Here is a 22,529-nt window from a genome sequence, read left to right on the forward strand (position 1 = left end):
GGTCAGCCGTCGGGGCCGCGCGGCGCTGATCCGACCAGGAGCACGGCCTTGCCGGCCACCCGCCTGGTGCGCAACAGGTTCAGCACGGTCGTCACGTCCGCCCAGTCGGCCTCGGCCCCCACCTCGACGGACAACTCGCCGGCGGCACACAGCCCGGCCAGCTCGGCAAGGTCCGCGGCGGGTGGCTCCTCGACGATGCCGTCGAGGAGGTAGAAGCCATGCAGCCGCGCCTGTTTCGGATAGAAGTCGTTGATTGACAGGACGGTGTCCCGACGGGAGGAGTTGCCGTAGCTGACCACCAGGCCGCGATGGCCAACCAGCGACAGCGCGGCCGTAAGCGACTCCCCGCCTGCGGACTCGAGGACGAGATCGAAGCCGGGCCGCAGCTCGGCCAGGTCGGTCACCACGCGCGCGGCGCCCAGCGCCGCCAGCCCCGCCGCCCGCTCGGGGCCGCCGGCCACGGCCGTCACCTCCGCGCCGGCGCGGCGGGCCAACTGCACGGCGAACCGGCCGACCCCACCACTCGCGCCGACGACCAGCACCGCGCGGCCGGCCAGCGGTCCGGCCATTCGGAGCGTCCGCAGCGCCGTGAGTCCGGCCGCCGGCAGGGCCGCGGCCTGCTGCCACGACACGGTGTCCGGGATCGCGGCCAGGCTGGACTCGGCGACGGCCAGCTCCTGCGTCCAGCTGCCGCCCTGGCACATGCCGAAAACCCTGGTGCCCACGGTGAACTCGGTCGTGTCCCGATGCCCCGCCACGACCTCGCCGGCCAGGTCCCAGCCCGGCCGCCAGCCGCCGTTGGCCGGATCGTCGATCCGGTGCAGCTCGCCCCGGTTGACGGAGACGGCCCGCACGCGGACGACGACCTGGCCTGCGGCGGGTTCCGGCGCGGGCACCTGCCGGAACTCGACCGAGTCCCGGTTCGCGGCGCGGACGAGTGCGGTCACTTTGCGGGTGGCCATCGGACGCCGGTGTTCTCAGCGGTGGGTATCGACTTCCAGTCCTCGCGACTTGGCGAGAAGCATTCGACGAACACGGCCCCGTTCTCGCCGACCTGGACCTCGTGCGGCACGTTCGCCAGGAAGCGATACGTGCCGCCGACGCCCAGTTTCACCGTCTCGCCGCCCGACCGGAACTCCGCCGATCCCTCGATGACGACGCCGAGCTGCTCGTTGACGTGCTGATGTTCCGGAACCAGGATGTTCGGCTCCAGCTCGGCGATCGCAATCGACATCAGTTCGCCGTGCACGACCCGAACCGTCACACCGTCCCACGCCCGCAACAGCGGCATTGCGCTGAAATCCTGCGCTATTCCCATGATCCATCCATTCAGGCGACATTGCCGCGCGAACCATCGAAGGTGCTGCGGCAGATGGAACCAGTGGAACCGTCGATGTCCCTGAACATCGGTAGCGAAATGGTAGGGAACGACGGCTCCCCCGGCCTTGAAGATTCTTGTCCGGTCAGCCACCGCCGCCGGTCACTCGAGCACGGCGCACAGCGGCGGCAGGCCGTGCGTCTCCACCGTGAACACGTCCCCCCGGCTGACCGGCAGCGACGGCCCGAGCGACCCGGACAGCACGATGTCGCCCGGTTCCAGCGGTGTGCCCAGTTCGTCCAGCCGCCTGGCCAACCAGGCGACCGACCGCGCCGGGTTGCCCAGCGCGGCCGCGCCGGCGCCGTGCACGACGAGTTCCCCGTTGAGGTGGATCAGCATGCCGATCGTCCGCAGGTCGGCGCCGCGCAGCGCCGCGTTCCACGGCCCGAGGACCACCGCCCCGTACGAGGCGTTGTCGGCGACGGTGTCGGTCAGGGCGATCCGGAAGTCGGTGATGCGGCTGTCGATCACCTCGATGCTCGCGGCGACGGCGTCGGTGGCGGCGAGCACGTCCTGCGCCGTGATCGGCCAGCCGTGCAGCGGGCGGCCGATCAGGAACGCCAGTTCGCCCTCGGCCCGTGGCTGTAGGAAGACCTTTGAGGGCAACAGCGCGCGGCCGGCCGTGGCCACAAAGTGCCGGGAGCCCCACAGGGTGCCGTAGTCGGGCTCGTCGACGCCGATCTGCTGCTGCATGGCCTTGCTGGTCAGCCCGATCTTCCTGCCGATGACCCGGTCTCCGTGTTCGGCGAGCCGCAGCTCGGTCCACCTGGTCTGGATCCGGTAGGCGAGCTCGGGCGAGGTCAGCGCCTCGGACTCGCTCAGCGGCGCGATGCTCGCCCCGCTCTCCCACGCGTCGTCCAGCCTGCGCGCAAGGCGGTCGATCGCGCCCTGCACGGAAACCGATACGTCGGTCATGCGCCCGCCTCCTCTCCCGAGGTGATCGCGACGATCACGGTGGCGAAACCGGGGCCCCACAACTGAACCGTGCCGGGCCGGGCCGGCAGACCTGCGCCAGGCCGGATCGGGCCGACGAGCACGATCGCGCCCGGCGGCAATCCGCCGGCCTCGCCGGCCGCCGCGCCGACCCTGGTGACGAGGTCGCCGAACGACTCCGGCTGCGTGACCTCCGCGTCGGTCCCGGTCTGCCAGAGGGTGAGCGGACCGCCGAGCGGAAGCTCCACGGCCCGCTCACCGAGCACGAAGCGCGCCGGCCCGCCGTCCGGGTCCGACACCTCCACCGCGACGAAGGCCGCACCGATCGCGCGCTCGACGGCGCCGGGCGGCGCGCCGGCCGCGAGCTCGCGCCCGAGGAGCACGGCGACCGAGGGACGGAGTCGGGCCGCCGACACAGCTGCGAGCGGCACGGGGCTGGTGACCAGCGCGTCGGAGTGCACCGCGACGACGGGACCACCCGGCGCGGAAAGCCGGTAGCCGCGCGGGGTCGTTTTCTCGGCAACGTGGGTCATGGCGGGTCACGCGCTCGTCTGGGCCAGCAGCAGGATGCCGCCGGGCATGTCGTTGCGCTGCACCGTCCGCACGGCGAACCCGCTGGTCTCCAGCACGGCCACCCACTCGTCCGCCGGAATCAGCACCTGCCGCATCAACGCGTGCACGTAGGTGAACTCGGGCGTGAACCGCTCCGGCAGGCCGGATTCCCGCGCAGGCGGCTCGACTTCCGCGATGAGCAGGTGGGCGCCGCCAGGCAGGATCCGCGCCATCTCGGTGAGGTAGGCGATCAACACGTCCTTGCCCAGGGCCAGGATCTCGTGCAGCAGGAAGAAGGTGACCACCAGGTCGGTGTTCGCCAGCGCGTCGATCTCGCCGAGCGCGCCGGCGTCGGCCTGGGTGATCACGACGCGGTCCGTCACGTGCTGGGCCGCGACGGCGGCCCGCGCGTCGGCGCACGCCTCGGGGCTGATGTCGATCCCGACGCCGTTCGCGTCGAACTCCTGGCACAGCGAGATCAGCAGGCGGGCGTTGCCACAGCCGAGGTCGAGCACCTGGTTGAAGCTGGTCTGCCGCAACAGGTCCTTGGCCTGCGGCACGACGTCCCGGCCGCCGAGCAGCGCGGCGCCGCCGGCCACCCACTTGCCGTCGCGCACGTAGTCCTCGCCGTAGCGCTTTCCGCCGCCGAGGAAGGACTCGATCCGGCGCAGCGGCTCGCCGTAGCCGCCGACCAGCCACACCAGGTAGCCCTTGTCGCGGCACACTTCCCGGCCGTAGTCGGACAGCGCGTAGCCTGCCGCCGACTCCTCGACGACCCCCCGCTGGGCGAGGAACCGGAGGCTGGCGCGCAGCAGGGCGGCCGCGTCCGGCATCCGGTCTACGATGACCTCCTCGCCGATCCCGTCCGCCTCCAGCAGGTCGAGCAGGCCGACCATCTCCAGGGACGCGATGATGCTGCTCACGGCATACCCTTCGAACAGCTCGAAGGCTGGCCTGTCCACGGTGGCCCGTTTCGTCGATCCGGTGATGGACACGCTGTGCCCCTTTCTGATTTGACGAGGTGGGCGCCCGCGATCGGGACCCAATTCCACACTGGCCGCCAGCGTAAACAGCCCTGGACGCACGCCACAATCAATGGATAAGGCCATCTTCGCCCCGCACGAACGTGCCACTACTGCGAGCAGAAGGTCACATCTGACTATGTGCCCATTAGCTGATGACGACCGGCCGCGCACCACGGACAATGTTTTCATGAGAATCGCCGTGACCGGGTCCATCGCAGTCGACCATCTCGCCACTTTTGCGGGAAGGTTTGCCGAGCAGTTCGTCGCAGGACAGCTTGAGCATATCTCCCTTTCTTTTCTGGTGGAGCACCTCGACGTCCACTACGGCGGCGTGGCCGCCAATATCGCGGCCGGCCTCGGTCGACTCGGGCAGCGCCCGCTGCTGGTCGGCGCGGCTGGCCGGGACTTCGCCGAGTACCGGCTGTGGCTGGAGCGGGAAGACGTCGACACCGAACCGGTGCTGGTGAGCGCCGAGGAGTACACCGCGCGGTTCTGGTGCACCACCGACCTCGACCAGAACCAGATCGCGTCCTTCTACCCTGGCGCCATGGCGGCGGCGCGGGACATCAGCCTGAGCCGGCTGGTCGAGCGGGTGCCCGATGTCGGCCTGGTCCTGGTCGGCGCGAACGACCCGGTCGCCATGGTGGAGCACACCGAGGAGTGCCGGCGGCTCGGCAAGCCCTTCGCGGCCGACCCGTCGCAGCAGCTCGCCCTGCTCGACGGCCCCGACATCCGCCGGCTGGTCGACGGCGCGCACCAGCTGTTCACCAACGAGTACGAGCACGCGCTGCTGCTCCAGAAGACCGGCTGGACCGACGCGCAGGCGCTGTCGCGGGTCGGCACGTGGATCACCACGCTGGGCGCCGGCGGCGCGCGGGTGGACCGGACCGGCGAGCAGCCGCTGACCGTGCCTGCGGTGCCGACGGCCGAGGTCGTCGACCCGACCGGCGCGGGCGACGGCTTCCGCGCCGGGTTCCTGGCCGCACGCAACTGGGGCCTGCCCCACGCGGCGGCCACCCGGCTCGGCTGCCTGATCGCCACCGTCGTGCTGGAGACCAGCGGGACCGCCGAGTATCGGTTGGACGGTCCGGCGTTGCAGAACCGGCTGGTCGGCGCGTACGGCAAGGCCGCGGCCTCGCAGCTCACGCCGCACCTGATGAAGGCGTTGACCGCCGGCCGCCTGGCCGGGGCGCGGGAGGCGGCGACCTCGGGAGCGGACCGGTGACCGCGTCGCTGCGCGCCCGGCTGGCCGGGGGCGAGCGCCTGCTGGCGATCTTCAACCTGATCCCGGCAACGGAGATCATCGAGCTGGTCGCGATCGCGGGCTTCGACGTGGTGATCGTCGACATGGAGCACGGTCCGCACGAGCTCTCCGATGTGCGGCAGGCGATCCTGGCCGCGGAGGCCGCCGGGCTGCACACGGTGGTGCGAGTGCGGACGTCGGCCGCGGCGTCGATCGGCGCCGTCCTCGACCTCGGCGCGAACGGGGTGCTCGTGCCGCAGATCGAGTCGGCGGAGCACGCCGTGCGGGCGGTCCGCGCGGCGCGGTTCGCGCCGCGGGGGGAACGCGGCGCCAACCCGTGGGTCAGGGCGGCGCGCTACGGCCAGCGGGAGAACTGGTTCGCCACCGCCGACGACGACGTTGCCACGCTGGTGATGGTCGAGGGCAGGGCGGCGCTGACCGAGCTGCCGGAGATCCTTGCGGTGCCGGGGCTCGACGCGATCTTCCTCGGCCCGATGGACCTGTCCCATTCCCTCGGCGTGCCAGGTCAGATCGACCATCCCAGCGTCGTGGACCGGCTGGAGTCGGCCGTTCGCCTCGCCGCCGGGCACGGTGTCGCGACCGGCCTGTTCGCCCCCGGCGTCGGCCGGGCGGCGCACTGGTGGGGCAGGGGCGCGGGGCTGGTGGCCAGCGGCGTCGACACGGAGGTGATCCGGTCCGCCATGTCGGGCGCGACGGCGGCGGCGCACTCGGCTGCGGCCGGCAGACCGGCCACGGCCTGAGCGCTCTCCTCTCCTCAGCCGTCGCCGTTGTCCGAGCTGCCCTCGAACAACTCACCGAACGACACGATGCCAAGCGATATCGCCCTTTTCACGGCGCTCATTCTCGATTCAACGCCCAGCTTCGAGTAGGCGTTGGTGAGATGCCGCTTCACGGTTCCCTCGGAGATGTACAACTCGCCGGCTATCTCAGAATTGCGCAGGCCGGACGCGACGAGGACTATCACTTCCCGTTCCCGCCTCGACAGCAGCGGGCGGTCCAGGCCGTTCATTCCCTGGACCGTCTCGCGGGACACCGAGACAACCACGTGCCCCGACGCGCGATTGACCGTGCGCAGGGTGATCAACAGTTCTTCGCGGGTGGCGCTCTTGAGCACATAGGCGTAGGCGCCGGCCGCGATCAGGCTGCCCACCATGCGGGGCTCGTCGTGCGCGGTCACCATGATCGCCTTCGACTCCGCGGAGACCGCGCGGAGTTCGCGCAGCGTCTGGATGGCCAGCGTTCCGCCACGGTCGCTGTCCAGCAGCACGATGTCCGGCTTGACCTGCCCGATCACGTCCGTGGTCTCGCTGCCGAAGCCGCCCTCGCCGACGACGACGATGTCGGGCTCCGACGAGAGTATCTGCACCAGGCCCTGTCGAAAAAGCATATGATTGTCGATGACAACGACACGAATAGTTTCCCTCGGACCGGTCACTGTCCAAAATCTTTCAGGGCTGTGGATTGCACGGTGTGATCCCCCCGCAGGCTGCTCACCGAGAATCGACCACGAGCGCGCGGACCGCGATCATGGCAGATTCAGGAAAATTTCAGGTGACCCCCAAAAAACTCGCGAACCATTGAGAGTAACCCAGTCCGATGGTGATCTATACCGACAGAAGCACGTAATCGACTGCGCCGTTTGACCGACGCTTCAGCAGGGCCCTCCGACACCACGGTAGGCCGGTATTCGCGTGCTGTCAGCCGCGTCATGTTCAGGCTGCGGCCTGGGGCGGCACGGTGACGAGCGCGAAGGAATCCAGCGGCGCGAGCCGCCGAGCGCCGCCGAGCGCGGAAATCGCCACGACGACCGCATAGCCGACGGTTCGCCCGTGCTCCAGGGCCACCAGTTCGCCGGCCGCCGCAAGCGTCCCGCCGGTGGCGAGCACGTCGTCGACCAACAGCACTCTGGCGCCGGGGCCGAACGCGCCGCGCTGGAGCTCAAGCGCTGCCTCGCCGTACTCAAGGCTGTAGCGCACCCTGTGCACCTGACCAGGCAGTTTGCCGGGCTTGCGGGCGAGCACCAGCGACGTGCCGGTCGCCTGCGCGACCGCGGCGCCGAGCACGAAGCCCCTGGCCTCGATGGCCAACACCGTGTCGAAGGCGCCGCCGAAGCGGACGACCACGGCGTCCGCGACCCTGGCCAGCAGCCCGGGCCGGGCCAGCACCGGCGACAGATCCTGGAAGAGCACGCCGGGGCTCGGATAGTCGGGATAGGCGCGCAGGTGCGCGAGAACATCGTCCGCCACCGGGTCGGCGGGCGCGTCGGGACGTCTCATCTGGCCCTACTTTCCTGACTAGGCATCACTTTCCTGACTAGGCATCGAGTGCGGCCAGCAGGGCGTCGACGCGGTTGGCGGCCTCCCAGGTGAACTCCGGGCCCTGCCGGCCGAAGTGCCCGTACGCCGCTGTCCTGCGGTAGACCGGCCGGCGCAGGTCGAGGTCGCGGATGATCGCGGCGGGACGGAGGTCGAAGACCTGGTTGATGGCCGCCTGGATGCGGTCCACCGGCGCCTTCTCGGTGTCGAAGCAGTCCACGAACAGCGACACGGGGGCCGCCCGTCCGATCGCGTAGGCGACCTGGACCTCGCACCGGGCGGCCAGGCCGGCGGCGACCACGTTCTTGGCCACCCACCGCATCGCATATGCGCCGGACCGGTCCACCTTGGACGGATCCTTCCCGGAGAACGCCCCGCCGCCGTGCCGCGCCATCCCGCCGTAGGTGTCGATGATGATCTTCCGGCCGGTCAGGCCGGTGTCGCCCATCGGGCCGCCGATCTCGAACCGCCCAGTGGGGTTCACCAGCAGCCGGACATCGTCGCTGGCCAGTTCGAACCGGTCGAGCTCCGGGCGCACGACCTCGTTCTCGATCGCCGGGGCCAGCGTCCGGTCCAGGTCGATCCCCGGCGCGTGCTGGGTCGAGACGACCACCGTGTCCAGCCGAACCGGCCGGTCCTCGTCGTAGGCGACGGTCACCTGGGTCTTGCCGTCCGGGCCGAGAAACCCGAGGGCTCCGCTGCGCCGCACCGCGGCCAGCCGCTCCGCCAGCCGGTGCGCGAGCATGATCGGCAGCGGCATCAGCTCGGGCGTCTCGTTGCAGGCGTAGCCGAACATCATTCCCTGGTCGCCCGCGCCCTGCCGGTCCAGTTCGTCGCCGCCACCGCCGAGCCGTGCCTCCATCGACGTCTCGACGCCCTGCGCGATGTCCGGGGACTGGCGGCCGATCGAGACCTGGACCCCGCAGGCGGCACCGTCGAACCCCTTGCCGGACGAGTCGTAACCGAGGTCGAGGATGGTCTCGCGGACGACGGCGGCGACATCGGACGGCAGGTGGCTCGCCTCGCCGGCGACATGCACGAGACCGTTTGTCACGAGCGTCTCGACGGCCACTCTGGCTTGCGATTCACGGCCGAGTGCCGAATCAAGTATCGCGTCGCTTATCTGGTCGGCCATCTTGTCTGGATGACCTTCGGTAACCGATTCTGAAGTGAACAGGCGATCAGACACGCAGGACTCCTCGCAGGCGTCGGACCTGGGCCAACCGACGGTAGGAGATCAATCGAACGATTCTCGCGCCGGAAAGATCAGGTGTCGACCGGATATGGATACCAGTGTGACCCAGGGCACCTTCGACTAGCAACCCCGAGAGGTCGTAGCCGTTTCTAAGACGTTGTGTGTAGCCCGAAAGCGAGAACTCAATACTCCACGGAACCGGCAACGGAACCGCTCATTGACCACCATTGCCCGCACCTATCGTGGAACCTTCTCCACGATGGGCCCCAACCGCGCCAAGATCCCTTCCCCTGCCCCGGCCAGATCCGACAGCAGAGCGTGGTCGAGCGCGTCGTGACAGTCGCAGGGCTGCGCCGGCGGCGCCGTCGCAAGAAACTCGGCGATGGCCGCCTGTGCGGCGACCACGTTCCTGCGCATGGTGTCCGCGACCATGCTGGCAGTGACCGCCTCCTCGTCCCGGCGCCAGCAGTCGTAGTCGGTGACCAGCGCCAGCCCGGTGAGGCAGATGCCGGCCTCGCGAGCCAGTTTCGCCTCGGGCGCCGCCGTCATACCGATGACGTCCATGCCCCAGGAGCGGTAGAGCTCGGACTCGGCGCGGCTGGAGAACTGCGGTCCCTCGATGCAGACGTAGGTGCCGGAGTCGTGCACGGTCGCACCCTGTGCGCGGCGGGCGGCGGCGACGAGCAGCGGGCGCAGCCGGGCGCAGTACGGGTCGGCGAACGGGAGGTGCGCGACGACGCCGGCCTCGAAGAACGTGGCCCGGCGGATCCCCCGGGTGAGGTCGACCAGCTGGTCCTGCACGACCAGGTCGCCGGGCCGCAGCTCCGCGCGCAGGCTCCCAACGGCGCTGACGGCCACCGCCTCGGCGACGCCGAGCTGCCGCAGGGCGTAGATGTTCGCGGCCGCCGGCACCTCCGACGGTGACAGCCGATGCCCTGCCCCGTGCCGGGAAACGAACGCCACTCGCCGGCCGGCGAGTTCGCCGAGGACAATCGGTCCGCTTGGCGGGCCAAAGGGCGTCGAGACGTCGACCGAGCGGGCGTCCGCCAGCATCGACAGTTCGTAGAGCCCACTTCCGCCTATTATTCCGATCTCCGCTTCCACAGGTTTACGTGACATTCGAGGAACACCATCCCATCGAAAGATCGCCGCGGTGAGCACCGGAACTACAGCGTAGCAAGCCGACACCCGCCGAACATGTTCACTTCGGGCCACTCCGACTGACACCTTCGCCGACCCGGCGAATGACCAACGAGTCGTATCTTTTCCGGACCTGTTGTTTCCACCGGCGCCGCGCGCCTACGGTGACCGAAGACTGCCCGAATCGCGGAACGGAGTCGACTGTGCCCACTGAATTCTCCTATCGAGTCGCAGATCTGTCCCAATCCGGATTCGGCCGGATGGAAATCGAACTCGCGGAACACGAGATGCCGGGACTCATGGCCATCCGCGAGGAGTACGCCGACACGAAACCGCTGACGGGCGCCAGGATCACCGGCTCGCTGCACATGACCGTGCAGACCGCCGTCCTGATCGAGACGCTGGTCGCGCTCGGCGCCGAGGTGCGCTGGGCGAGCTGCAACGTGTTCTCCACGCAGGACCACGCCGCTGCGGCTGTCGTCGTCGGCCCGGGCGGCACCGAGGACGCTCCGAGGGGCGTGCCGGTTTTCGCATGGAAGGGCGAGACCCTCCAGGAGTACTGGTGGGCGGCGGAACAGGCACTGACGTGGCCCGACGGCCATGGACCCAACATGCTGCTCGACGACGGCGGCGACGCGACCATGTTGGTGCACAAGGGAATGGAGTTCGAGAAGCGCGGCGAGGTCCCCGATTCCTCGACGGCGGAGTCGGCCGAGTACGCCGTGGTGCTTGACCTCCTGCGGGCCTCCCTCGCGGCCGACCCGACGAAGTGGACGACCGTCGTCGGCGGCATCCTCGGCGTCACCGAGGAGACCACCACGGGAGTACACCGGCTGTACCAGATGGCCTCGGCCGGGGCCCTGGCGTTCCCGGCGATCAACGTCAACGACTCGGTCACCAAGTCGAAGTTCGACAACAAGTACGGCTGCCGGCACTCGCTGATCGACGGAATCAACCGGGCCACCGACGTGTTGATCGGCGGCAAGGTCGCCGTGGTCTGCGGCTACGGGGACGTCGGCAAGGGCTGCGCCGAGTCGCTGCGCGGACAGGGCGCCAGGGTGATCGTCGTGGAGGTCGACCCGATCTGCGCGCTACAGGCCGCGATGGACGGCTTCCAGGTCGCCACCCTGGAGGACGTGGCCGGGACCGGCGACGTGTTCGTGACGGCGACCGGGAACGTCGACGTGATCGGCGTGGACATCCTGACGCGGATGAAGCACCAGGCGATCGTGGGCAACATCGGCCACTTCGACAACGAGATCGACATGGCCGGGCTGAGCCGGGTGCCCGGCGTCCGAAAGGTCACCATCAAGCCGCAGGTCGACAAGTGGGTGTTCGCCAACGGCGTCGCCATCATCGTGCTGTCCGAGGGCAGGCTGCTCAACCTCGGCAACGCCACCGGGCACCCGTCGTTCGTGATGAGCAACAGCTTCGCCAACCAGACGATCGCCCAGATCGAGCTGTTCACCAAGACGGCCCAGTATCCGATCGGCGTGTACACGCTGCCCAAGCACCTCGACGAGAAGGTCGCCCGGCTGCACCTGGACGCACTCGGCGCGAAGCTGAGCCGGCTCACCCAGCGCCAGGCGGACTACCTCGGTGTCTCGGCGGACGGTCCGTACAAGCCGGAGCACTACCGCTACTGAGCCTGGGATGCGATGTCCGGCCGGGTGATCGGGGTGAACGCGATCGCCCGGCCCGGCGCGCCGGTGCCGCCCTCCACCCGCAGCGGCAGGAAGCAGAACCAGCTGTCGCGGGCGGGCAGCAGGTCAAGGCGGGTCAGGCACTCCACGAACACCGCGCCGGCGCGCAGTCCGGCCAGGTGCACCGGCCGGGCGTCGTGCGCGGCGCCCATCGACGGCGCGTCGATGCCGACGCACCGGACGCCCCGCCGCAACAGAAGTTCCATCGCCGGCACGTCCGGCGCGGGCCAGCCGGGTCGGCGCCCGGTGACCACGACGTTGTGCAGGTAGTCCTCCCCCGCCGCGCCCCGAAGGTAGTGGCGGTCCCAGCCCGTCCGGAACAGCACCACGTCCCCAGCGCGCAGTCGGCCGTTGACCCGTTCCCAGTCCAGGACGAGCTCCTGGCCGATCGCCGGGCTGACCCCCGGCGCCGTGCCGGCCACCCCGGTCGCGTCGATCACGGCCGCGGGGCCCATCAGCTGCGCGGGCGGCACGTCGGCGACCGTGATGGCACCGGCGGGACCGGCGTCGGGCAGGCCGCTGTCCGGTGGCGGGACGAAGTGGCAGGGGGCGTCCATGTGCGTGCCCGTGTGCTCGTCCAGCGCCAGCCATTTCGTCGCGTAGGGACCGCCGCGGCTGTACACGTTTCCGGCCGGGCCCCGGTCGGTGACGAACCAGTTCCAGGTCTTGTGCTGAAACGGCTGATGGGTCGACCAGTAGCACGGATAGTCCTCGGCAAGCAGCAGCGAGAGATCGGTGACGGCGCATTCCGTGAGAACGGCGCTCAGGTCTTCGAACTGTCGAGTCATCGACTCCATCCCCTCAGGAGACCCGTTGAATGCTGATTGTTCTGCCGCCCGCGACCTCAAGCAGCACCGCACCGAGTGCGATCGACCCCGAGACAGGTCGCGGCACGCCGAGTTCGAACGGGTTTCCCGTTTTCCGCAGGCCGGCGACGAATATGTCGTAGCCGAATCCCTGGACGCCGCCGGTTGGGCCGGTCATGCCGACATCGGTGACCAGCGCCGTGCCGCCGGGCAGGACGTGCAGCGGCAGGGTCGGCTCGTGGGTGTGTGTGCCGAGCACCGCGGCGACCTGTCCGTCGACGGCGCGCGCGAAGATCTGCTTCTCCATCACGTGGTCGCCGTGGTAGTCGACGAACACGGTGCCCGGCGCGTCGACGGCGGCCCAGCTCGCGTACGCCGGCAGCCACTTTCCCTTGGTGGCCTTGACGGACTTCATCGCGCACTCGTCAGCCAGGTTCACCACGGTGACCTGCTCGTCGTCGACGTCGACGGTCAGCACGCCCCGGCCGGGCACCCCGTCGGCGAGGTTAAGGGGCCGCAGCACCCGAGGATTGTCCAGGGCGCACACCGATTCCTCGCTGTCCCAGGAGTGGTTGCCGCCGGTGATCACGTCGACGCCGTTGTCCAGCAACGCCTTCGCCTGCCACTGCGTCATGCCCAGCCCGTTCGGTGCGCAGTTCTCGGCGTTCGCGATGACCAGGTCCACCCGGTGGTGGGCCCGCAGCTGCGGAAGCCTCTTGATCAGGTAGTCGGTCGCCTCTTCCCCGACGATATCCCCGAAGAACAATACAATCATGGTGTCACACCTCCGTCCTGGATTGTGCAGCAGCCCGCCTGACCGGCGAATCCACTGAAGGAGGCAGGCGGATTTACCACCATCCGCCCGGCAAAGATGCACCGTCCGTCTCGTCGTGCGGAAAGCGGCGCACGCACCCTTGCTGCCGGGATCCAGATCGGCTTATGGTCCGAGTACTTCCTGCACAGTCAGGTGCCACTCGTCGACATTCCTCGCGCCTTTTAAGGAGCCTTTCTGATGGCCAGTAGCCGTGGTAATCGACCGATCATCGCCTTCATGAGCGACCTCGGCATCACCGACGATTCGGTCGCGCAGTGCAAGGGGCTGATGCTGAGCGTCTGCCCGGACGTGACGATCGTCGACGTCTGCCACACGATGAAGCCGTGGGACGTCGAGGAGGGCGCCCGCTACATCGTCGACCTGCCGCGCTTCTTCCCCGAGGGCACGGTCTTCGCGACAACGACCTATCCGGCCACCGGCACCACTGCTCGCTCGGTGGCCATCCGGATCAAGCAGGCTGCCAAGGGCGGCGCCCGCGGCCAGTGGGCCGGCTCCGGCGCCGGCTTCGAGCGGGCCGAGGGCTCCTACATCTACATCGCGCCCAACAACGGCCTGCTGACCTCGGTGATCGAGGAGCACGGCTACCTGGAGGCCTACGAGGTGTCCTCCACCGAAGTGATCCCCGAGCTGCCGGAGCCGACGTTCTACAGCCGGGAGATGGTCGCGCTGCCGTCCGGGCACCTGGCGGCCGGCTTCCCGCTGAACAAGGTCGGCAGGCCGCTGGCCGACGACGAGATCGTCCGGTTCACCCGACCGCAGCCGTCGGTCGAGACCGACGGCGACCTGGTCGGCGTCGTCACCAACATCGACCACCCGTTCGGCAACATCTGGACCAACATCCACCGCACGGACCTGGAGCGGGCCGGCGTCGGCTACGGCACCAAGCTCAAGGTGGTGCTCGACGAGGTGCTCCCGTTCGAGCTCCCGCTGAGCCCGACCTTCGCCGACGCGGGACCGGTCGGCACGCCCGTCGCGTACCTGTCCAGCCGCGGCTACCTCGCGCTCGCGCGCAACGCGGCCAGCCTGGCCTACCCGTACAACCTCGAGGCCGGCATCCCGGTCCGCGTCAAGGTCGGCTGAACCCGCNNNCGGTGTCCGGGAGCGTTGTCGGGGTGATTTCGGGATCCAGGTCGTGTCTCGCAAGGCGCGGCCGCGTCCTCATCCCGCTGTTGGATGGGGGCGTGGGTGCAACGCCGCGAGACGCGGGCTGGGCCCGGAAGGACCCGGCGAACGCTTCTGGACACCGCACCAGCACATCGACCAAAAGGCGAGGGGTCCGGCAATGTCACTTCAGCCGTCCGATCTGGCGGCCCTGCTCGTCGCGCTGACGCTGCTGCTCGTCGCCGCGCACGCCGTGGGCCGCGTGTTCACCGTCCTGCGGCAGCCGCCGGTCATCGGCGAGATCCTGGCCGGGCTGCTGTTCGGCCCGACCGTGCTCGGCCTCGTCGCGCCGCACGCGCAGGCATTGCTGTTCCCCACCACCGGACCGGTCGCGGTCGGCCTCGGTGTGCTCAACGAGCTCGGGCTGCTGTTGCTGATGTTCCTGGCCGGCCGGGAGGTGCCCGCCTACCGCGGCGGCAGCGCGAACCGCTCCGTCCTCGCGATGGCCGTGACGGGGCTGACCATCCCGTTCGCGATCGCCCTGCTGGCGGTGCAGGCCGTCGACTACCGGACCTTCTCCGGCGTGCACGGCACAAAGGTGACCTTCGCGCTCGTCTTCGGCATGGGGATCGCGGTGACCAGCATCCCGGTCATCTCGCGGATCATGTTGGACCTGAACGTCATGCGGACCGCGTTCGCGCGGACCGTGCTGTCGGTGGCGCTGCTGGAGGACGTGGTCCTCTACGTCGCACTGGCGGCCATCCTGGGGCTGACCCAGGCCAAGTCGGGCTCGGTCTTCGGGCTGTGGTCGCTGTTCCACCAGAACGCGACCGGCCCGACGACCGCCTACTACCTCGTGACGAGCCTGGTCTTCTTCTCGATCCTCATGCCGTTGGGCCGGCCGATCTTCGGGCGGCTCGCACGCAGTCGGCTGAACTTCGTCGAGCGGCGCAGCCCGACCGCGTTCCGGCTCGTCTTCCTGCTGGCGCTGGTGCTGGTGTGCGTCTTCCTCGGCCTGAACCCGATCTTCGGCGCGGTGTTGGCCGGGGTCGCGTCGGGTGGCGCGGACGACCGCGACGCCGACGAGTCGCGACGCGTGCGGTCCGCGCAGGCGTGGGACGCGCTGAAGAAGGTCTCGCTGGCCCTGTTCATCCCGCTGTACTTCGCCGGCGTCGGCCTCCGGATCGACCTGGTGCACCACCTCACCGTGCTGTTCTTCGTGCTGTTCCTGCTGTTGGCCTGCGTCGCGAAGTCGGCGAGCGTCTGGCTCGGGGCGCGGCTGGCCGGCGAGTCGAACCGCAGCGCGCTGGACTTCGCGGTCGCGCTCAACGCGCGCGGCGGGCCGGGGATCGTGCTGGCCACGGTCACGCTCGCCGCAGGGGTGATCAACGAGGACTTCTTCACCGTCCTGGTGCTTCTTTCCATTGTCACATCGGAGTTCGCGGGCCTGTGGCTACAGCACGTCAGCGTGCCCCGGCTGGTCATCGAAGAGGAGAGTGAAGATCATGACGACGCCGAGCCGCCCGCCAGGCGCAAGCCTCTTCACCGGGCGGGATCGCGCCCCGATGCGGGCGCACCTTAGGTCGATCGGGTACTCCCCCGCCGATCTCGCGAAGCCGATCGTCGGCGTGGCGCACTCGTGGATCGGGACCATGCCGTGCAACTACAACCACCGGGAGCTTGCCGAGGCGGTGCAGCGGGGCGTCCGGGAAGCCGGCGGCACGCCGATGGAGCTGAACACGATCGCGATCTCCGACGTGGCGACCATGGGCAGCGAGGGCATGAAGACCTCGTTGGTCAGCCGCGAGGTCATCGCGGACTCCATCGAACTCGTTGCGCTGGGGCACATGTTCGACGCCCTGGTCACCATCGTCGGCTGCGACAAGACGATTCCGGCGGCGGCCATGGCGCACGTCCGGCTGAACATCCCTGGCGCGATCATCTACTCGGGATCCATCATGCCGGGCCGGTGGGCGGACCGGCAGGTCACCGTCGCGAGCGTGTTCGAGGCGGTCGGCGCCAACGCGGCGGGCCGGCTGTCCGACGACGGGCTGCGCTCGCTGGAGGAACGCGCGTGCCCCGGCGCCGGCGCGTGCGGCGGTCAGTACACCGCCAACACCATGGCCATGGTCCTGGAGTTCCTCGGCCTGTCCCCGCTCGGCTCGGCCGGCCCGCCCGCCCTGGACTCCCGGCGCACGGACGTGGCCGTGGCGGCCGGCGGGCTGGCGATGCGCGCGTTCCGCGAGGACCTTCGCCCGGACCGCATCCTGACCAGGAAGGCGTTCGTCAACGCCATCACGGCCAGCGCGGCGACCGCCGGCTCGACCAACGCCGTGCTGCACCTGCTCGCGATCGCGCGCGAGGCCGGGATCCCACTCGAACTCGCCGACTTCGACGAGATCAGCGCGCGGACACCCGTCATCGCCGACCTCATGCCGCACGGCCGGTACACCGCCGTCGACCTCGACCGCGCGGGCGGCAGCCGGCTCATCGCGCGTCGACTCGCCGACGCCGGGCTCCTGCATACCGAACAGCTGACGGTGACCGGGCGAAGTATGGGACAGGAAGCCGAGTGCGCGGTCGAGCGCGACGGCCAGGACGTGGTCGTCCCGGTCGACCGCCCGCTCGAACAGCACGGCGGGCTCGCGATACTGCGCGGAAACCTCGCTCCGGACGGCTGCGTCGTGAAGACCGCCGGGTTGCGCCAGCTCAGCCACACCGGCCCGGCGCGGGTGTTCGAGTCCGAGGAAGCTGCCATGGCTGCCGTCCAGTCCGGGGCGATCAACGAGGGCGACGTGGTCGTGATCCGGTACGAGGGGCCGCGCGGCGGGCCCGGCATGCGGGAGATGCTCGGGGTCACCGCGGCCCTGGTCGGGCGGGACCTCGGCCGGACGGTCGCGCTGGTCACCGACGGCCGGTTCTCCGGCGCCACAAGGGGTCTGATGGCGGGACACGTGTCCCCGGAGGCCGCAGTCGGCGGTCCCATCGCCGCCCTCGCCGAGGGCGACATCGTGACGCTGGACGTGCCGACCAGGACGGTGCGGGTGCGGTTGACCGACGAACAACTGCGTGAGCGGCTGCGGGCCTGGCGCGCGCCGGAGAGCGCGTACCGCGCCGGGGTGATGGCGAAGTACCGGGCGCTGGTCGAGTCGGCCTCCGACGGGGCAGTGCTGCGGGTGTCGCCATGAGACTCAAGGGACTGTCGTGCGTGGTGACCGGCGCCGCGGCCGGAATCGGCCAGGCCACCGCGGTTCGGTTCGCCGCCGAGGGCGCCAGGCTGGTCCTCACCGACGTCGACGCCGCCGGTCTCGCGGAAGTGCGGGCGGAACTGTCCGACGCGGGTGCCGAGGTTGCGGCCGTGGTCGGCGACGTCGCCGAGCCCGCGGACGCGCACGCGATGATCGAGGCCGCCGTGCGCTGTCACGGCCGGATCGACGTGCTGGTCGCCAACGCCGGCGTGATCCCGTTGGTCGACATCGTCACCGCGACGCTTGCGGACTGGGAATCGGTGATGCGGGTCGATGGCCGGGGCATGTTCCTGACCTGCAAGTACGCCATCGAACGGATGCGGGAGTCCGGCGGCGGCTCGATCGTGTGCGTGTCCTCGATCTCCGGAGTGGCCGGGCAGAGCGGGCAGGCCACCTACGGGCCGGCGAAGTTCGTGGCGTCCGGGCTGACCAAGCACCTGGCCGTCGAGTGGGCCAGCGCCGGGATCCGGGTCAACGCCGTCGCGCCGGGAACGATCATGACCAAGCGGGTGCGCCAGCTACCGGACGAGCCCGGCGGCGCGGAGTACCTCGCCGACATCACGAGCAAGCACCCGCTCGGCCGGCTCGGCACCCCGGAGGAGGTCGCCGCCGTCATCGCCTTCCTCGCCAGCGGCGAGGCGTCCTTCGTCACCGGCGCGATAGTTCCGGTGGACGGCGGCTACCTGGCCCAGTAGTCATCTGGCCCAGCAGTCATCGGCCCAGCAGTCATCGGCCCAGTAGTCATCGGCCCAACAGGACGAGCAAGCGCTTGGTGGGTAGGACTGGCGAACCGCCGGCCCTACCTACCGCTGTGTTCGCCGCATTGGTCCGCCTCCCGCCCGCGGGGCCACGGCACCTCGACGCCCCACACCCGTTCGCTAGGCAAGCCCACTACTCCGTGATACCGTATAGTGGTACTCAGTAGTACATAGTACCGAGGTCGGGAGTGGGCCCACGATGGACGATCTGACGGAGATGCTGAAGGGCACCCTCGAGGGCTGCGTGCTGGAGATCATCGCCAGCGAGGAGACCTACGGGTACGCCATCACGCGTCGGCTGAACGAACTCGGCTTCGTCGACGTCATCGAGGGGACGGTCTACACCATCTTGCTGCGGCTGGAGAAGAACGGGCTCGTCCAGGTGACGAAACGCCCCTCCGGAATGGGTCCGCCGCGCAAATTCTATGCGCTCAACGACGCGGGACGGGAAGAACTCGCGGCGTTCTGGGCGAAATGGGAGTACCTCTCATCGCGCATCGACAAGCTCAGGGAGGACGGGAAATGAACTTGTGGGACCTCGTCACGGGCAGCGATCTCACCAGGGAACTCAAGGCGTTCGACGCTCGGGCCGAAGCATTGCCGGCCGACTACCGGGGGGCGTGGGACCAGATCAAGGCCCACCTCTTCCTCCACGGGGACTTCACGGGCCGCAACCTCATGCCGATCCTCGACGGCGCACTGGGCCTGCTCGAAGAAACAGCGGCGGAGGGGCAGGGCGTTCACGACGTGCTCGGCGACGACATCCAGGGATTCTGCACGGCCCTGGCCGGCGGGCAGGAGGCTCGAACCTATCGCGACCGGTGGCGCGAGCAGCTGAACCGGAACGTGGCACGGAAATTGGACCAGCTGGGAGGCTGACGTGGGCATCCAGGACATCATCGAGGGCAAGAAGCAGTGGCGGGCACACACGGCGCGGGTCAAGGCGCTCCCGCCGGACTACCAGATCGTCTACAAGGAGATGCAGAAGTACCTCTTCAAGGTCGGACCGGTCGACTTGCCCGACGGGAACCTGCTCTCCGGGATTGTCGATTTCTTCGAGGAGGGCGTCGCGGCCGGCAAGGGAGTCCTGGAACTCATCGGCACCGACGTCGCCGCCTTCTGCGACGACCTGGTCAAGAACTCACGCACCTACGCCGATATCTACCAGGCGTCCATCAGCGAAGAACTCGGCACTCCCGAGAAGTAACACTTCCCTCAACCGATAGATGTCCGGGGCGCGGAATCGCTGGTCGACGACCTCGCTGACCTGTCCGAACGGGCCGCAGCGGAGAGAAGACAGTAAGAAAGGCACAGCATGACCATCGCACAATCCGCCTGGACCGGCATGTTGTCGGTCGACGACACCGCGCTGTTCGTGAACGACACCGGCGGCCCCGGACATCCCGTGGTCTACCTCAACGGCGCCTACGCCGACCAGTCGCACTGGCGGCGCGTCATCACCGACCTGGGCAGCGATTACCGGCACATCACCTACGACGAGCGCGCCCGCGGCAAGTCGAAGCGCTCGGCCGACTATTCGTTCGAGGCGTCCCTGCGGGATTTGGACGCCGTGCTCAAGGCGAGGGATGTCCAGCGGCCGGTGCTGGCCGGCTGGTCCTACGGCGGCATCCTGGGCTGGCATTGGGCCGACCGGAACCCTGACCGCGTTCAGGGCCTAGTGACCGTGGACGCGTTCCCGGTCGGCCTGACCGGCGAGGCCGGCCAGGAGCGGATCCGGAAGCTGTTCCGCCGGTGGCGGTTGTTGTTCCCGATCGCCGCTCGGTTGGGCCTGGCCGCACGGATGAGCGCCGACCAGCACGCCGACGTCAACATCGAGCTCAACGAGATCGCCGCCGCGAGCGGGCCGGTGATCGAGCGCCTGACCTGCCCGGTGCGGTTCGTGCTGGCCACCGGCGACAGCCTAGGCAGCAAGGACGGGGAGATGGAGGAGGGCCGGGGCGTGCTCGACCCGCTGCTCGCCAGCAACCCGAACCTCAAGGTGAGCGCCAAGGTCGCCAGCAACCACAGCAAGATCCTGCGTAACGACTCCCCGGCCGTCGCCAAGGCCATCCGCGAGCTCACCGCCGCTCGAGGCCACGCGGTCGGCTGAGGCGTTGGCAGACGGTGTCACGGTCGACCAGGTGGCCCGGGGCGTCGATTGTCAGCGATGCGCAGTCATGGCTGTTGCCCTTCTCGATGGACTACGCGGTAACGCAGATGTGTGGCGTTGCGGCCTTCGAGCCGCCGGACGAGCTCCAGTTCGACGTGGCCGTGTCCGGTCGGCTCGAACAGCCGCCGTCCGTCACCCAGCAGCACGGGGACAAGATGCAGTTCGAGTTCGTCGAGCTGGCCCGCTGCCAGCAGGGCCCGTGCCGCACCCGCGCCATGAACCAGCACGGCTCGATCTCCCGCTGCTTCTCGGGCCTCGGCGGCACACGCGTTGACGTCGGTGTAGAACTTCGCGCTGCCAGGAGGCTCGTCGGCCGGGTCGATGGTGTGAGTGAGGACGTGGATCGGCACGCCGTCGTGGTGGTCGCCGTGCCATCGCTTGGCCAGCTCGAACGTGCGGCGTCCGGATATCACGGCGCCGGTGGCCGCGGCCTCGGCGTACACCTGTCCGTTGATCCCCTCGGACATCCGGTCGTCGAGCCAGTTGAACAGCCGCCCTCCGTCGCGGCCCAGTTCCTGGCCCGGCCGGTCGTCCGGCCCGGCGATGTACCCGTCGACCGACATGGACATGTACAGCCGCAGTGGCGTCCTACCCATCCCTAATCCCCTTCCGCTGGCCAGTCGGCGGCGGTCATGCCGTCGGTGTGGCCCGCGGGCCACTGGACGAGTTCGATCCGGCGACCGTCCGGGTCGGCGATGAACGCCGTCTTCAGGCCGTCATCGCTGTCCTGCCCTGGGGCGACCGGCTCGATCCCGTGGCCGGCCAGCACGTCAAGCGTGTCGGCCATCGACTCGACCTGCACGACGAAGTGGCTCACGTCGGTGCCACGGTCGACCGGGTCGCCATCGTGCACCAGCTCGACGGTGACGAACTCGTCGCCGGGGAGCTTGAGCATGGTCAGATGCCCGATCGGCGTCTCGGGCACGCTATCGACGACCTCGTAGCCGACAGCCGTGTAGAACGCTAGCGACCGCCCGAGATCGGTCACCCGCAATCCGACGTGCAACGTTCTCATCCCAGTACCTCCATTGCGTGCGTCGATCATGCTGCGACCTGGGTTCACCGCGCCGGTACTCGGTACCGTCTTGCATCTCGGCATGCTCGTCCTGGTGGACCTCGTGAGTTTCGGATTGATCATGATCGCGGTGCTGCTGATGGCGTGTACCCGGATCTCACGGACGGTGTGCGCCAGTATCGCGCTGAACGAGAGGCTGGCTTCGTGACGCTCGCCCGCTTGGACGTCGAGGTGTTCGACCCCTACACCGCTCCCGAGGCGGACTTGGTCGGCTATCACCGAGTGATGGCAGCGTGGTGGCGTACGGACAAGCCGGATCTGCCACCACTGACCTACGACGACTGCGTCGGTCGCCTCAAGACCCCGTTTCCTGGTTTCGGAGAGGAGGTTCTCTGGGTAGCGCGCCACCAAGGAGAGATCCTGGGCTTCGCGACCGTCGACTTCCTGGAGCAGGAGGGCAGCCACATCGCGTTGACCGAGATCAACGTGGACCCGGGGGTGCGGCGGCAGGGCATCGGCACCACCATGCTCCGCGCACTGTTGCCGGAGTTGCGTGTGCGCGACCGGGATGTCGTGGAGGGTTGGCAGTTGACCGTGGGCGGCGACGGCCCCAAGTGGGCTGAGTCGCGTGGCTTTCGGACCGTCCACACGGTGCTCATGCAGACCTTGGAGTTCTCGGAGGCGGACCCCACTCTGTGGGACGTGGTGGTGCCGCCGGGCTACCGCACTCGGCGGTGGATCGGGGCCGCTCCCGAGGAGCTCGTCGCGTCCTATGCCGAGGCGCGCCAGGCGATCCACGACGCGCCGCTGGGCGAGTTGGAGTATCAGGAGCCGGACTGGACCGTGGCGCGCGTCCGTGAACACGAGACAGAGCTCCGTGCTGCCGGAACCGAGCAGCGCGTCGTGGTCGTCGTGCACGAAAGCACCGGGACTGTCGCCGGCCTGACCGAACTTGGAGTGCACCCCAACGACCTCACCTGGGGATACCAGCGCGACACCGCAGTGTTGACCGCGTATCGGGGCCATGGGCTGGGCAGGTGCATCAAGGCAGAGATGATCAGGTGGCTGCTCGGTCAAAATTGACTTCGAGT

At 69.2% G+C, this 22,529-nt stretch carries 26 protein-coding genes; 13 read left to right on the forward strand and 13 right to left on the reverse strand.

What is annotated here, in order from left to right:
* Positions 1-2: 2 nt before the first annotated feature.
* Genes F0L68_RS34295 through F0L68_RS34315 form a run of 5 tightly spaced genes read right to left on the reverse strand, consistent with a single transcriptional unit; the run spans position 3 to position 3,786 of the window.
* Complete coding sequence (locus F0L68_RS34295; RefSeq protein WP_149854047.1) at positions 3-962, reverse strand: zinc-binding dehydrogenase; 960 nt, start codon at positions 960-962, stop codon at positions 3-5.
* A complete protein-coding gene (locus tag F0L68_RS34300) occupies positions 944-1,471 on the reverse strand; it encodes a cupin domain-containing protein (protein ID WP_149854048.1) in 528 nt (175 codons plus the stop codon). The genes F0L68_RS34295 and F0L68_RS34300 overlap by 19 nt, the downstream gene beginning before the upstream one ends.
* Before the next feature lie 9 nt (positions 1,472-1,480).
* Positions 1,481-2,293: a 2-keto-4-pentenoate hydratase gene (locus F0L68_RS34305; protein ID WP_149854049.1), complete on the reverse strand. Its 813-nt coding sequence runs from the start codon at positions 2,291-2,293 to the stop codon at positions 1,481-1,483.
* Positions 2,290-2,844: a hypothetical protein gene (locus tag F0L68_RS34310; protein WP_149854050.1), complete on the reverse strand. Its 555-nt coding sequence runs from the start codon at positions 2,842-2,844 to the stop codon at positions 2,290-2,292. Before F0L68_RS34310 ends, F0L68_RS34305 begins: the two co-directional genes overlap by 4 nt.
* A gap of 6 nt (positions 2,845-2,850) precedes the next feature.
* On the reverse strand, positions 2,851-3,786 hold the full coding sequence (locus F0L68_RS34315; protein ID WP_188316987.1) for a class I SAM-dependent methyltransferase: 936 nt from the start codon (positions 3,784-3,786) through the stop codon (positions 2,851-2,853).
* Between the two features lie 289 nt (positions 3,787-4,075).
* Between F0L68_RS34315 and F0L68_RS34320 the strand changes: the two genes are divergently transcribed.
* The gene (locus F0L68_RS34320; RefSeq protein WP_149854052.1) at positions 4,076-5,113 is read left to right on the forward strand and encodes a carbohydrate kinase family protein; all 1,038 of its coding nucleotides are present in this window, start codon (positions 4,076-4,078) and stop codon (positions 5,111-5,113) included.
* On the forward strand, positions 5,110-5,892 hold the full coding sequence (locus F0L68_RS34325) for an HpcH/HpaI aldolase family protein (protein ID WP_149854053.1): 783 nt from the start codon (positions 5,110-5,112) through the stop codon (positions 5,890-5,892). Before F0L68_RS34320 ends, F0L68_RS34325 begins: the two co-directional genes overlap by 4 nt.
* Before the next feature lie 14 nt (positions 5,893-5,906).
* Here the strand turns inward: F0L68_RS34325 and F0L68_RS34330 are convergent, their stop codons facing one another.
* The 4 genes from F0L68_RS34330 to mtnP form a co-directional block, all read right to left on the reverse strand.
* Positions 5,907-6,587 (reverse strand): LuxR C-terminal-related transcriptional regulator, encoded by a 681-nt coding sequence (locus F0L68_RS34330; RefSeq protein ID WP_149854054.1) that lies wholly within the window; start codon positions 6,585-6,587, stop codon positions 5,907-5,909.
* A gap of 277 nt (positions 6,588-6,864) precedes the next feature.
* The gene (locus F0L68_RS34335; protein WP_149854055.1) at positions 6,865-7,428 is read right to left on the reverse strand and encodes an adenine phosphoribosyltransferase; all 564 of its coding nucleotides are present in this window, start codon (positions 7,426-7,428) and stop codon (positions 6,865-6,867) included.
* Between the two features lie 37 nt (positions 7,429-7,465).
* A complete protein-coding gene (gene metK / locus F0L68_RS34340) occupies positions 7,466-8,656 on the reverse strand; it encodes a methionine adenosyltransferase (RefSeq protein ID WP_149854056.1) in 1,191 nt (396 codons plus the stop codon).
* A gap of 243 nt (positions 8,657-8,899) precedes the next feature.
* Positions 8,900-9,781, reverse strand: coding sequence for an S-methyl-5'-thioadenosine phosphorylase (gene mtnP / locus F0L68_RS34345; RefSeq protein ID WP_149854057.1), 882 nt, complete (start codon positions 9,779-9,781; stop codon positions 8,900-8,902).
* 224 nt (positions 9,782-10,005) lie between these two features.
* Here mtnP and ahcY point away from each other — a divergent pair, with 224 nt between their 5' ends.
* The gene (gene ahcY, locus F0L68_RS34350; RefSeq protein WP_223199384.1) at positions 10,006-11,448 is read left to right on the forward strand and encodes an adenosylhomocysteinase; all 1,443 of its coding nucleotides are present in this window, start codon (positions 10,006-10,008) and stop codon (positions 11,446-11,448) included.
* Here the strand turns inward: ahcY and F0L68_RS34355 are convergent.
* Together F0L68_RS34355 and F0L68_RS34360 are read right to left on the reverse strand one after the other, a co-directional pair.
* Entirely contained in the window at positions 11,442-12,293 is an 852-nt protein-coding gene (locus F0L68_RS34355) for a cyclase family protein (protein ID WP_149854059.1), read from the reverse strand. The genes ahcY and F0L68_RS34355 overlap by 7 nt on opposite strands.
* Positions 12,294-12,306: 13 nt before the next feature.
* Entirely contained in the window at positions 12,307-13,086 is a 780-nt protein-coding gene (locus F0L68_RS34360; RefSeq protein WP_149854060.1) for a YmdB family metallophosphoesterase, read from the reverse strand.
* Between the two features lie 276 nt (positions 13,087-13,362).
* On the opposite strand from F0L68_RS34360, the gene F0L68_RS34365 reads away from it, so the two are divergent.
* The 8 genes from F0L68_RS34365 to F0L68_RS34400 all read left to right on the forward strand — a co-directional run bounded on the left by F0L68_RS34365 (position 13,363) and on the right by F0L68_RS34400 (position 20,363).
* On the forward strand, positions 13,363-14,226 hold the full coding sequence (locus tag F0L68_RS34365; protein WP_188316988.1) for an adenosyl-fluoride synthase: 864 nt from the start codon (positions 13,363-13,365) through the stop codon (positions 14,224-14,226).
* A gap of 202 nt (positions 14,227-14,428) precedes the next feature.
* Positions 14,429-15,829: a cation:proton antiporter gene (locus F0L68_RS34370; RefSeq protein WP_149854062.1), complete on the forward strand. Its 1,401-nt coding sequence runs from the start codon at positions 14,429-14,431 to the stop codon at positions 15,827-15,829.
* The gene (ilvD, locus tag F0L68_RS34375; RefSeq protein ID WP_240543029.1) at positions 15,813-17,435 is read left to right on the forward strand and encodes a dihydroxy-acid dehydratase; all 1,623 of its coding nucleotides are present in this window, start codon (positions 15,813-15,815) and stop codon (positions 17,433-17,435) included. Before F0L68_RS34370 ends, ilvD begins: the two co-directional genes overlap by 17 nt.
* Positions 17,432-18,190, forward strand: coding sequence for an SDR family NAD(P)-dependent oxidoreductase (locus F0L68_RS34380; RefSeq protein ID WP_149854064.1), 759 nt, complete (start codon positions 17,432-17,434; stop codon positions 18,188-18,190). The genes ilvD and F0L68_RS34380 overlap by 4 nt, the downstream gene beginning before the upstream one ends.
* 262 nt (positions 18,191-18,452) lie before the next feature.
* Positions 18,453-18,779, forward strand: a complete 327-nt coding sequence (locus F0L68_RS34385; RefSeq protein ID WP_149854065.1) for a PadR family transcriptional regulator — start codon at positions 18,453-18,455, stop codon at positions 18,777-18,779.
* Positions 18,776-19,132, forward strand: coding sequence for a DUF1048 domain-containing protein (locus tag F0L68_RS34390; protein WP_149854066.1), 357 nt, complete (start codon positions 18,776-18,778; stop codon positions 19,130-19,132). Before F0L68_RS34385 ends, F0L68_RS34390 begins: the two co-directional genes overlap by 4 nt.
* Before the next feature lies 1 nt (position 19,133).
* Positions 19,134-19,460 carry a DUF1048 domain-containing protein gene (locus tag F0L68_RS34395; protein WP_149854067.1) on the forward strand — a complete coding sequence of 109 codons (327 nt, stop codon included), beginning with the start codon at positions 19,134-19,136 and terminating at the stop codon, positions 19,458-19,460.
* 108 nt (positions 19,461-19,568) lie between these two features.
* Positions 19,569-20,363 carry an alpha/beta fold hydrolase gene (locus F0L68_RS34400; protein ID WP_223199385.1) on the forward strand — a complete coding sequence of 265 codons (795 nt, stop codon included), beginning with the start codon at positions 19,569-19,571 and terminating at the stop codon, positions 20,361-20,363.
* 65 nt (positions 20,364-20,428) lie between these two features.
* On the opposite strand, the gene F0L68_RS34405 is transcribed toward F0L68_RS34400, so the two are convergent.
* Together F0L68_RS34405 and F0L68_RS34410 are read right to left on the reverse strand one after the other, a co-directional pair.
* Positions 20,429-21,019: a dihydrofolate reductase family protein gene (locus F0L68_RS34405; protein WP_149854068.1), complete on the reverse strand. Its 591-nt coding sequence runs from the start codon at positions 21,017-21,019 to the stop codon at positions 20,429-20,431.
* 2 nt (positions 21,020-21,021) lie between these two features.
* Positions 21,022-21,438: a VOC family protein gene (locus F0L68_RS34410; protein ID WP_149854069.1), complete on the reverse strand. Its 417-nt coding sequence runs from the start codon at positions 21,436-21,438 to the stop codon at positions 21,022-21,024.
* An 82-nt stretch (positions 21,439-21,520) separates the two neighbouring features.
* Here F0L68_RS34410 and F0L68_RS44655 point away from each other — a divergent pair, with 82 nt between their 5' ends.
* Both F0L68_RS44655 and F0L68_RS34415 read left to right on the forward strand, forming a co-directional pair.
* Positions 21,521-21,646 (forward strand): hypothetical protein, encoded by a 126-nt coding sequence (locus F0L68_RS44655; protein WP_276313914.1) that lies wholly within the window; start codon positions 21,521-21,523, stop codon positions 21,644-21,646.
* Positions 21,643-22,521, forward strand: a complete 879-nt coding sequence (locus tag F0L68_RS34415) for a GNAT family N-acetyltransferase (RefSeq protein WP_149854070.1) — start codon at positions 21,643-21,645, stop codon at positions 22,519-22,521. The genes F0L68_RS44655 and F0L68_RS34415 overlap by 4 nt, the downstream gene beginning before the upstream one ends.
* Positions 22,522-22,529: the final 8 nt, after the last annotated feature.

The sequence above is a fragment of the Solihabitans fulvus genome, from assembly GCF_008386585.1.
GTDB lineage: Bacteria > Actinomycetota > Actinomycetes > Mycobacteriales > Pseudonocardiaceae > Solihabitans > Solihabitans fulvus.